This is a genomic window from Aeromicrobium sp. Leaf272, from assembly GCF_001422865.1.
Lineage (GTDB): Bacteria > Actinomycetota > Actinomycetes > Propionibacteriales > Nocardioidaceae > Aeromicrobium.
On record NZ_LMMY01000011.1, the window covers coordinates 70,533 to 81,613 of the forward strand.

Genomic DNA, 11,081 nt, shown 5'->3' on the forward strand with positions numbered 1-11,081 from the left:
GGGCGACGAAGCCGTGCGTGTGCTCCTCGGCGTTCTGCACGAAGACCCGGTGGTCGGCGTCGATCGTGTAGTCCGACGCGACGGCGTACCGGCCGCGCTCGTCCCACCTGACGTGGTCGTGCAGCGGTTCCACCAGGTCGGGCAGGCCGGCCCGATACCCGGTGGCCAGCACGAGCGACGCCGTGGTGGTGCGGAACGGCACGTCGGTCTCGTCGTGGCGCAGCTCCAGGCCGACCCGACCCGCCTGCGTGTCCCACGACGCCGACGTGAGCGTGGTGCCGGCCAGCAGGTCGGTCGTGACCGGGCCGTCGACGCTCAACCGGTAGAGCGTGTCGTAGATGTCGTCGACGAGGTCGCCGCTGATGCCCTTGTAGAGCGGCTTGTGCTCGCCGACCAGCCGGTCGCGGACCTGCGTCGGCAGCGCCTGGAAGTACGCCGTGTACTCCGGCGACGTCATCTCCAGCGTCAGCTTCGTGTACTCCATCGGGAAGAAGCGCGGCGACCTGGTCACCCACGTGAGGTGGTAGCCGCACCGCCCGGCGTCCTCCAGCAGGTCGCGGTACACCTCGGCGGCGCTCTGCCCGCTGCCGACGACCGTGATGGAGTCGGTGGCCTGGAGCGCCTCCTTGCGCGGCAGGTAGTCGGCGGTGTGGACGACGGTCCCACCGTGCCCACCCTCGAGCAGCGCGCGCGCCGCGTCGGGCACGTGCGGACGCGTGCCCACGCCGAGCACCACGTGGCGGGCCGTCAGCGTGGTGGGGCCGTCGGCCGTCAAGGCGGTCACCGTGAACAGCTCGCCGTCGCGGCGGACCGACTGGACGTGGTGACCCAGGCGCACGGGCAGCCGCTCGGCGGCCCAGCGCAGGTAGCGGTCGTACTCGCGGCGGAGCGGGTAGAAGCTCTCGCGGATGTAGAACGGGTACAGCCGCCCGACCTGCTTGAGGTAGACCAGGAACGAGTAGGGCGACGTCGGGTCGGCCATGGTCACGAGGTCGGCCATGAACGGCACCTGCAGCGTGGCCTCGGGCAGCATCATGCCCGCGTGCCACGACACGTCGTCGCGGGACTCCAGCACCACGCCCCGCAGGCCGGTGGGCTCGGCGAGGGCGGCCAGTCCGAGGTTGAACGGTCCGGCGCCGACGGCCACGAAGTCGAGGACCTCCTGCCGGCCCCGCCCGGCGGGGGTGCCGGGCCGTGGGCGGCGATCAGGCACAGTCATGCGTCGACCTCCTCGCGGTCGCGCTCGAGCAGGTCCTCACCGGTCGAGCGCACCCGCTCGAGCACGGCCACGACGTCCTCGAGCGTGGCGGCCGGGTTGAGCAGGGTGAGCTTGAGCCACGCCCGCCCGTCGACCTTCGTGCCGGCGACGACCGCGCGACCGTCGCCCCAGAGGGTGCGCCGGATCCGGGGGTTGAGGTCGTCGGCGAGGTCGTCGGCGAGGCCGTCGGGCCGGTAGCGGAACACGACGGTGCTCAGCTCGGGCTCGGCCCGCAGCTGCAGGTCGTCCTGCTCGCGGACCCAGTCCGCCGTCGCGTGGGCGAGGTCGATCGCGGTGTCGAAGCCCTGCCCGATCGCGTCGGCACCCATGACGCGCAGCGTGAGCCAGAGCTTGAGCGCGTCGAACCGGCGGGTGGTCTGCAGGCTCTTGTCGACCTGGTTCGGCAGGTCGGCCGTCCGCGGGTTGAGGTACTCGGCGTGGTAGGTCACGTGCCGCAGGACCCCCGTGTCGCGCACCAGGACGGCGCTCGCGCTCACGGGCTGGAAGAACGTCTTGTGGAAGTCGACGGTGACCGAGTCGGCCCGCTCGATGCCGTCGAGCCGGTGCCGACGTCGAGGCGACGCGAGCAGCCCACCCCCGTACGCGGCGTCGACGTGCATCCACACGCCGTGCTCGGTGCACAGGTCTGCGACGGCACCGAGCGGGTCGATCGCACCCAGGTCGGTCGTGCCGGCCGTGGCGACCACGGCCATGGGGACGAGGCCGCGGGCGAGGCAGTCGTGCAGCGCCCGCTCCAGGGCGACGGGGTCCATCCGATGCCGGGCGTCGACGTCGACGGGCACCACCGCGTCGGCGTCGAGGCCGAGGATCGTGGCCGACTTCTGCACGCTGAAGTGCGCGTCGGCCGAGCAGAACACCCGGAAGCGAGCGAGCGAGTCGGCATAGGCGAGCCCCGGGTCGACGTGGCCGCGCAGGAAGGTCTCGCCGCGTGCCATGAGCAGCGCCTGCAGGTTCGACTGCGTGCCGCCCGACGTGAACACGCCATCGGCGGTCCCGCCCTCGGCGGGGACGGCGAACCCGATGCGTCCGGCGGTCCAGTCCACCAGCCGGCGCTCGATGAGCGTGCCGCCCGCGCTCTGGTCCCAGGTGTCGAGCGAGGAGTTCACGGCCGAGACGAAGAGCTCGGCCAGCAGCGCCGGGACGACCACGGGGCAGTTCAGGTGGGCGGCGTATCCGGGGTCGTGGAACCAGACTGCGTCGTCGAGGTACACGTCGCGGAGCTCGGCGAGCGCGGCGTCGACGTCGACGGGCCGGTCCAGGTCGACGGCGTCGACGGCGCGTGCGACGTCGGTGACCGAGCGTCCGCTGAAGGGCGTCCGGACGCTGCCGAGGTGCTCGGTGAGCACGTCGAGCCCGGCGCGCATGGTCGTGGCATAGTGCTCGGCGTTGGCCGGGCTGAACAGGTGGTCGTCCACCATGCTCCTTCCCCCGAAGATTGTGTAGGCAAGCCTTACCTAAGCAAACCCGGACCGCCCCGGCAACCTGCTGGGAGCCACGTCACACCTCACCCCTCGGAGACGCCCGTGCACCCGCTCACCGGTTTCTGGCGCTCGATCGAGGCCCTGCACTCCGTGGTCTACTTCGCCCCCGATGCCCAGTCCCGCTACGAGTCCCTGGGGCTGAAGGGCTACTGGATGGGCTACGCCGCCTCGCGCGCCGGCGCCCTCGGCACTCCCGCCGCCGCAGTGGTCGTGGCCACCTTCCACGGCTTCGCCCCGCGACTCGTCGAGCGGGCCGTCCCCGACGCGTGGCGGATGGCCGACCCGCAGGCGGTGCTGGCGGAGCGGCTCGCGATCGCCCGTGACGTGCTCGGTCCCGCCCTCGCCGAGCACGACGTCGAGCGTCTGGCCGCGCGCCTCACGCAGGTGGTCGGTCGCGCCGACCTCGCGGGGAAGCCGCTGGCCGCGGCCGAGTCGTCGCTGGCCGTGCCCGACGACGCGGTCGGTGCCCTGTGGCGCCACGCGAGCGTGCTGCGCGAGCTGCGCGGCGACGCCCACGTGTCGGTGCTCGTCACCGCCGGTCTCGGCGGGGCCGCCTCGAACGCCCTGCAGGTGGCGCTCGGCCGGGCTCCGGAGCGTCAGCGCTCGGTCCGAGGCTGGACCGAGGACGAGTGGGCCGAGGCGCTGGAGGACCTGCGCCGTCGCGGCTGGGTCGACGCCGACGGCGCACCCACCGACACCGGCCGGGCCGCCCGCGAGCGACTCGAGGACGCCACGGACCGTGCCGTCGACGCCGCCCTCGACACCGAGGCCACGGCGCACGCGGTGTCGGTGGAGTCCGACCTGGTCGCCGCCGCCCGCGCCGTGGTCGCCGCCGGTGCCATCACCTACCCCAACCCCATCGGCGCCCAGGCCCCCTAGTCACCGCGTCTCGGACGTCCTGCGAGTCAGGGTCAGCACGACGGCGGCCGCGAAGGCGCTCACCGAGCACACGGCCCACACGGTCAGGTAGCCCGAGAGGGGCGCGGTGCCGAGCGTCGGGTCGTCGATCGACCCGGTCGACGCCAGGGCGATGGCGAACACGGCTGACGCGATCGCGCCACCCACCGTCTTGGTCGCGTTGGTCATGCCGGTCGCGAAGCCGGTGGCCTCCGGCGGCGCGGCTGCAGCGGCCGCGGCCGGGAGCGCCGCCACGAGCAGCCCGGACCCGACGCCGGCGACGCCCATGTTGGTGAGCGTCTGGGTGGTCGTGTCGTGCAGCGGCAGGAACAGTCCGTAGCCGACACCGACGACGGCGCAGCCCGCCACCATCGCCCCGCGCGGGCCGAGCGTGCGCGAGAGCACCGGCAGGAGCAGGGCACCCACCACCATCGTCACGACGTAGACGCCGATGAGCGTGGACACGAAGGCCGCGGACGCACCGAGGCCGAAGCCCGCGACGTCAGGATCGGTCCGCGCGAAGGTGGACAGCGGGATCTGCGCGCCCAGCACCGACATGCCGAACAGGAACGCGGTCAGCTGCACCGGCCACTGGGCCGCGCGGACGAACGTGTGAACGTCGATGAGCGGAGCGACCCCGTCCTCGGGTCGGGCGGCCAGCCCTCGCTCGTACCGGACGAGCACGGAGAGCGCCGCGAACGAGAGCAGGACGAGCGACCACGGGACCGGGGAGCCGACGCCCATCAGCCGGATGGCGATGAGCCCGCCCATGAGCAGCCCGAGGGTCACCGTGAGCCACGCGAGCCCGCCGTAGTCGTACCCGCCCGACGCCTGTCCGCGGTCACGCTCGATGCCGAACCACACGATCGCGAGGCACAGCGTCACGGCCACGGCGGGCAGCGACAGCAGCACCGTCATCGACGTCGACTCCACCAGGGCGCCCGACGTGAGCGCACCGACGATCACGCCGGTCTCGAGCGCCGCCACCAGGAAGGCGGCCGACCGACGGGTGAGGCGGTGCTGGTCGGGCGAGCCGGCCGTGCGGCGGTGGATGATCGCCACCTCCACGGGCAGCCACACCACGTACGCACCCTGCAGCGCCCAGCCGACGAGGAACGTGGAGAAGCCGGGCGCGAAGGCCAGGGCCCAGGAGCCGACCGCCGTGACCGCCGTCGACACGAGCAGGACGTTGCGGTGGCCCCACAGGTCGCCCAGCCGCGACAGCAGCGGCACCGCGAGCGCCGACAGCACCAGCTGCGCGGCCTCGAACCAGTTCACGTCGGCGTCGCGGATGCCCAGGTGACGCGCGATGTCGGAGAAGATCGGCGTGTAGAAGCCCTGCAGGATGCCGCTCACGACCTCGACGGCCACGAGGAAGCCGACCACCGCCCACAGGCCGGTGTTGACCTGCCGCCCACGGCCCGGCACCCCCGCCGGAGTGCTCTGCCGCCCACGGCCCGGCACCCCCGCCGGGGTGCTCACAGCGACCTCAGCAGCGCGACGTACCAGTCGACGCCCTCGAGCCAGGCGGCCACGTGCACGTGCTCGTCGAAGGAGTGGATGGAGGCGCGTTGCTCCTTGCTCATCCGCAGCGGGGCGAACCGGTAGACGCGGGGGCAGATGTCGCAGAAGAAGCGGCTGTCGGTGCCGGCCATCATCACGTAGGGCGTCACGATCGCGTCGGGGAAGACGTCGGCGATCGTGCGCTCCAGCAGCGCGAACGCACCCAGGGCCTCGGGCTCGGTCGTGGGCGAGAGGGGACTCGGCTCGTTGGCCTCGACCACGTCGACCGCCACCTGCCGGTCGCCGACGGCGTCGCGCACGTGGTCGAGCGCCGACGCCACGCTCTCCCCCGGCATGATCCGCAGGTTCACCTCGGCCCGCGCCCGGGCGGCGATGACGTTGTGGGCGGGCGCACCGGACAGCGTGGTGGCCACCATGGTCGTCCGCACCATGGCGGCGGTCTCGGGCCCGGCCGCGACGAGCGCACGACCGAGCACGCCAGGCGGGGTTCGGGTGGCGCCGGTCAGGAGCGCACGCAGCGGCAGCGGCAGGTGGCCGGCCAGCCGACGCAGCAGGTCGACCGTGGGGCCCGGGACGTTGATCGGGAACTGCTTCTGGTCGAGGCGCCACAGCGCGCGTCCGAGGCGGGCGGTCGGGCCCTTGGGCGCGGGCGTGGACGAGTGACCCCCGCGGCCGGTGACGGTGAGCGAGAGCGTGGTGGTGCCCTTCTCCGTGGCGCCGACGACGGCGACCGGCGCACCCACGCCGGGAAAGGCCTGGCCCGCCACGGCACCGCCCTCGTCGAGGACGAACCACGGCTCGACGCCGCGTCGCCGCAGCTCGTCGACCGCCGCGGGTGCCGACGGTCCGGACACCTCCTCGTCGGCACCGAAGGACAGCCACACGTCCTGCGCCGGCGTGAGACCGTCGGCGAGCAGACGCTCGACGGCGGTGCAGATCGCCACCAGCTGCCCCTTGTCGTCGAGGGTGCCTCGGCCCCAGATCGCTGGTCCCTCGGGGGTCTCGACGACGTCGGCGGCGAAGGCGGGGTGCGTCCACGGGTCGTCGGGCGTCACCGGCACCACGTCCTGGTGGGCCATGAGCACGACCGGACGGTCCGAGGACGTCCCGGCCCACCGCCACAGCAGCGCGCGCGGTGCGGCCTCGCCCAGGTCGACCCGCTCGAGCCGCTCGTGCAGCAGCGGGAAGTGCTCGGCAAGGAGCGCGTGCAGCTGGTCGAAGGGCGCCGGGTCGGTCAGGTCAGGGTCACGCTCGGCGACGGTGGGCACGCGGATCGTCGCGCGCAGGACCTCGACGTCAGGATGCACTCCCCGACGCTAGCCCGCGGCCGGGGTCACCCGCCCCGCGAGCCGGACGGCGTCAGAGGGTGATGACCCGGCCGGCCACGACGAGCAGCACCTCGTCGCACTCGGCGGCGAAGCGCTGGTTCACGACACCGAGCAGGTCGCGGAAGATCCGGCCGGACCGGTGCTCGGGCACCACGCCGAGCCCCACCTCGTTCGTCACGAGCACCACCGTGCGCTGCGTCCGGGCGAGGGCCTCGACCGCGGCGTCGACGCGGTCGAGCAGCACCTGCTCCCACTCCTCGCGGATGGCGTCCCAGCCGTCGAGCTCGTCGATCTGGCTCGTGAGCCAGGTGCCGAGGCAGTCGATGAGCACCGCCGTGTCGGCGTCGGCGTCACCGCCCTCGATCGCGCCGACGAGCTCGGTGGTCTCGACGGTCGTCCAGTGCGAGGGCCGTCGCTCCTGGTGCCGAGCCACCCGCTGCGCCCACTCGGGGTCCTCGTCGGGGTCGGCCGCCGGGCCGGGCGCCACGTAGACGACCCGCTCGTGCGCGACCACCAGCGACTCCGCGTGGAACGACTTGCCCGACCGCACCCCACCTGTGACCAGAGCCTTCATGCCGCGACCCTACTCCCGCGCGGTCCCGCCGAACCTGGAAGTTCTTCGTGCGTTCGGCGGACGCCGGGAGCCTCGGTTCCCTAGGCTTCGAGCGACCGGTCGAGCACCCGGCCGGCGTCTGCCTCGTCCCTGGAGACTCCGTGTCGTTCCTGCGTGCCCTCGTCCTCATCGTCCTGACCGGTCTCGTGATGGTCGCCGTCCCGGCCGTGACCTCGGCCGCCACCGCTCCCGACCACGGATCCGCCCCGAGGGCGGCCGTCGCGTCGGCGAGCTCGTCCCCCACCACGACGGCACCCCTGCCCGCACAGGCGAGCCTGGACGCGCGCACGCCGGACGGCCTCACCCGCTACCGGTACCTCGGCGTCCCGGTGTCGGCCTCCGACGTCCGGGCGGAGTCCGTGGAGCTGAGGCTCGACGGCACCGCGGTCGAGACGTTCGGCGTCACGGGAGGCGGGTTCGACGAGTACGTCACCTTTCCGACCATCAGCGTCGGAACCCACCGCCTGACCCTCCACGACGGCGACGCGCAGCTGGCGGCGCAGACCATCGAGGTGCTGCCCGACCCCTTCGTCGTGACGGCCTCCCCGGCCTGGGTCACCGCCGACAAGCTCGCCGCCGACGGGGTCCGCCTCTCGGCCCAGGGCGTGCCGCCCGCGATCGGCGCGAGCGGCTACCTGGGTGACAACGTCGCCCGAGGGACGGCCGGTGGCGATGGACGGGTCGACGTCACGGTCCGCAACGACGGCGACGAGTTCCTCGCCCAGCCCGGCGTGAACCGCGCGATCCTCGAGCTCGAGAACGGCGCCGTGGGATCGACCGAGGTGCGCACCACCGTGCTCGGCCTGACCGTGCGCGAGGGTGGTGGCGCCGTGGTGGGCACCGGGTTCGAGCCGGGCACCGACGTGACGCTGGTCGACGGCAGCACCCGGCGCGGCGCGCAGTCCGACAGCTCGGGTCGGGTCGAGTTCAGCGCCCTGGCGGGCAGCCGTGCCCTCACCCTCACCGGCACGGCAGGCAGCATCACCCGCACCCTCGACCCCGGGGGATCCGGCGGCACCGATCCCGCGGGGCCGGGCCTCAGCGAGTCGCAGGTGCGCCGCCTCGAGCAGGTGGGGCAGGCCACCCAGGACGCCAAGCGGGCGGCGCAGGACGTGCAGGAGCAGCTCGCGAGACTGGCGGCGAGTCCCGGCCCCCGGCTGGCAGACGAGCTCAAGAAGTCCATCGACGCGCAGCTCGAGCTCACCGAGCAGGTCGTCGGCGCGAAGATGCCCACCCGGGCGCCGATCGGCTCGCGCCCCGGCGGCTCGATCGGCTTCGATCCCCGGCCCGTGGAGGATGAACGTGACGCGCAGCTCGAGGAGGCCAAGGCCGCCTACGAGCAGCAGCTGGGGGACGCGACCAAGGAGCAGCAGCAGGCGCTGGAGGAGATGATGCGGCAGATCATCGGCTTCATCACGGAGATGCAGCAAGCCCAGCAGGACCAGCTCCGCGTGATCGTCCGCGCCTCGACGATCGAGGTCGTCTTCACCGGCCCGCTGCCGTCCGGCGCCGTCAGCGTCGACGTGCCCACCGGCTTCTCGGGTCGGCACCACGTCGGAGCGATCGACCCGTCCACCGGCATCGTGACGGCCTGGCAGCCCTTCGACGTCGTCGCCGCGGGCTCGGACGGGTCCGGCCCGGGTGGGTCCGGCTCGGCCCTGCCGGACACCGGCGCGCCCGTGCAGCCGGCACTCCTCGCCCTCGGCGCCGGCCTGCTCCTCGCCGGCGGTGCCACCTTCGTCGCGCGTCGACGCCGCAGCGCCTGACCCTGCGCCCCCGACGCCAGCTGTTGCGGATCCACCGATGGGGGCCGCTCGCCGCGGGGACGGTGCCGCTCGGCGCGACGCAACGTACGCAACTGGCGTGAGCGGCGTCACCCGTGGTCGGATGGGTCGGCGCGGTGGTCCTGCGCGCCGTCACGCGTCCTGAGGGGGAACCCATGAGCACCCGAGCTCCGTCCGCACCGAGCCCCGCCGACACCGGCGGCAGCCGGGTCCGCACGATCGTCGTCTGGTCGGCCGTCGCCCTCGTGGGAGCGGTCTGCTGGGCCGTCCTCGCGCTCTCGCGCGGCGAGGACGTGTCGGCCCTGTGGATCCTGTTCGCCGCACTGTCGTCGTACGCCATCGCCTACCGCTTCTACTCCCGCTTCATCGCGAGGAAGGTGCTCGAGGTCGACGACACCCGCGCCACGCCGGCGGAGCGCCTCGACAACGGCGTCGACTACGAGGTCACCGACCGACGCGTGCTGTTCGGCCACCACTTCGCGGCCATCGCCGGCGCCGGGCCGCTCGTCGGGCCCGTGCTCGCCGCGCAGATGGGCTACCTGCCCGGCACGATCTGGATCATCGTCGGCGTGATCCTGGCCGGCGCCGTCCAGGACATGGTCGTCCTGTTCCTCTCGATGCGGCGCGACGGCAAGAGCCTCGGCCAGATGGTGCGCGAGGAGATCGGCGTGATCGGCGGAACGGCCGCGCTCATCGCCGTCTTCGCGATCATGATCATCATCCTCGCGGTCCTCGCCCTGGTGGTCGTCAACGCGCTCGCCGAGTCGCCGTGGGGCGTGTTCTCCATCGGCCTGACCATCCCGATCGCCCTGTTCATGGGCTTCTACCTGCGCTACATCCGGCCCGGGCGCGTCCTCGAGGTCACGGTCATCGGTGTCGTCCTGCTCCTGCTCGCGATCATCGGCGGCGGCTGGATCGACCAGACCGGCCTGGCGGACACGCTGACCCTGAGCAAGGAGAGCCTCGTCGTCGCGCTGGTCGTGTACGGCTTCGTCGCCTCGATCCTGCCGGTGTGGATGCTCCTGACGCCCCGCGACTACCTGTCGACGTTCATGAAGATCGGCGTCATCGTCCTGCTGGCCGTCGGCCTCGTCATCGCCGCACCCACCCTGCAGGCAGACGCGATCACGAGCTTCGCCACCGACGGCGACGGCCCGGTGTTCGCGGGCAAGGTCTTCCCGTTCGTGTTCATCACGATCGCCTGCGGCGCGCTGTCGGGCTTCCACGCACTGATCGCCTCCGGCACGACGCCGAAGATGATCCAGAAGGAGAGCCACGTCCGGATGATCGGCTACGGCGGCATGCTGATGGAGTCGTTCGTCGCCATCAGCGCGCTCATCGCCGCGGTCGTCATCGACCAGGGCTTCTACTACGCCATGAACGCTCCGGCCGGCGCGACCGGCGGCACGCCCGAGGGGGCCGCGGCGTTCGTCAGCCAGCTCGGCTTCACGCTCTCCCCGGGCGACCTCACCGCGGCCGCGGCCTCGATCGAGGAGTCGACCATCATCTCGCGCACCGGCGGCGCCCCGACCCTCGCCTTCGGTCTCTCGCAGATCTTCTCCGACGCGTTCGGCGGCGGGCTCCGGGCGTTCTGGTACCACTTCGCGATCATGTTCGAGGCGCTGTTCATCCTCACCGCGGTCGACGCCGGCACCCGCGTGGGTCGGTTCATGCTGCAGGACACGATCGGCAACGTGTGGACCCGCTTCGGCGACGTCTCCTGGCGTCCCGCCGCCTGGGCGGCCAGCGCGGTCACGGTGGGCGCCTGGGGCTACTTCCTCTGGATCGGCATCAGCGACCCCCTCGGCGGCATCAACCAGCTGTTCCCGCTGTTCGGCATCGCCAACCAGCTGCTCGCCGCGATCGCGCTCACGCTGTGCGTCACGCTGTTCATCAAGCACGGCAAGGTGAAGTACGCCTGGGTCCCGGGCATCCCGCTCGCGTGGGACCTGATCGTGACGATGACGGCCAGCTGGCAGAAGGTGTTCAGCGACAACCCCGCCATCGGCTACTTCGCCCAGGCCGACCGCTACCGCACCGCACGCGACTCCGGCGAGGTGCTGGCCCCGGCCGCCGACGCGAGCCAGATGGACCAGATCATCCGCAACTCCACGACCAACGGCGTCATCCAGGCCACCTTCGCCCTGCTGGTGATCGTGATCGTGGCCAACGCGG

At 72.7% G+C, this 11,081-nt stretch carries 8 protein-coding genes; 3 read left to right on the forward strand and 5 right to left on the reverse strand.

Going from position 1 to position 11,081, the window contains the following annotated elements:
* A partial coding sequence (locus tag ASF38_RS17125; RefSeq protein ID WP_082480642.1) for a lysine N(6)-hydroxylase/L-ornithine N(5)-oxygenase family protein occupies window positions 1-1,219 on the reverse strand: 1,219 nt, incomplete at its 3' end.
* Window positions 1,216-2,697 (reverse strand): aspartate aminotransferase family protein, encoded by a 1,482-nt coding sequence (locus ASF38_RS07415; protein ID WP_056574865.1) that lies wholly within the window; start codon window positions 2,695-2,697, stop codon window positions 1,216-1,218. The genes ASF38_RS17125 and ASF38_RS07415, both read right to left, overlap by 4 nt.
* Window positions 2,698-2,802: 105 nt before the next feature.
* Here ASF38_RS07415 and ASF38_RS07420 point away from each other — a divergent pair, with 105 nt between their 5' ends.
* The gene (locus tag ASF38_RS07420) at window positions 2,803-3,639 is read left to right on the forward strand and encodes a hypothetical protein (protein WP_056574867.1); all 837 of its coding nucleotides are present in this window, start codon (window positions 2,803-2,805) and stop codon (window positions 3,637-3,639) included.
* Here the strand turns inward: ASF38_RS07420 and ASF38_RS07425 are convergent, their stop codons facing one another.
* The 3 genes from ASF38_RS07425 to cobU are packed head-to-tail and all read right to left on the reverse strand — an operon-like array spanning window position 3,640 to window position 7,083.
* Window positions 3,640-5,139, reverse strand: a complete 1,500-nt coding sequence (locus ASF38_RS07425; RefSeq protein ID WP_235497487.1) for an MFS transporter — start codon at window positions 5,137-5,139, stop codon at window positions 3,640-3,642.
* The gene (locus ASF38_RS07430; protein WP_055961191.1) at window positions 5,136-6,488 is read right to left on the reverse strand and encodes a M20/M25/M40 family metallo-hydrolase; all 1,353 of its coding nucleotides are present in this window, start codon (window positions 6,486-6,488) and stop codon (window positions 5,136-5,138) included. The genes ASF38_RS07425 and ASF38_RS07430 overlap by 4 nt, the downstream gene beginning before the upstream one ends.
* 52 nt (window positions 6,489-6,540) lie before the next feature.
* A complete protein-coding gene (gene cobU, locus ASF38_RS07435; RefSeq protein WP_055961195.1) occupies window positions 6,541-7,083 on the reverse strand; it encodes a bifunctional adenosylcobinamide kinase/adenosylcobinamide-phosphate guanylyltransferase in 543 nt (180 codons plus the stop codon).
* A gap of 140 nt (window positions 7,084-7,223) precedes the next feature.
* Between cobU and ASF38_RS07440 the strand changes: the two genes are divergently transcribed.
* Window positions 7,224-8,888: an LPXTG cell wall anchor domain-containing protein gene (locus tag ASF38_RS07440; RefSeq protein ID WP_056574870.1), complete on the forward strand. Its 1,665-nt coding sequence runs from the start codon at window positions 7,224-7,226 to the stop codon at window positions 8,886-8,888.
* Between the two features lie 173 nt (window positions 8,889-9,061).
* Window positions 9,062-11,081, forward strand: a 2,020-nt coding sequence (locus ASF38_RS07445; protein WP_056575388.1) for a carbon starvation CstA family protein, incomplete at its 3' end; no start/stop codon positions are given.

Excerpts from the sequence above, each read along its gene's own strand:
- cobU (WP_055961195.1), bottom strand. The coding sequence starts at position 7,083 with ATGAAGGCTCTGGTCACAGGTGGGGTGCGGTCGGGCAAGTCGTTCCAC.
- ASF38_RS07415 (WP_056574865.1), bottom strand. The coding sequence starts at position 2,697 with ATGGTGGACGACCACCTGTTCAGCCCGGCCAACGCCGAGCACTATGCC.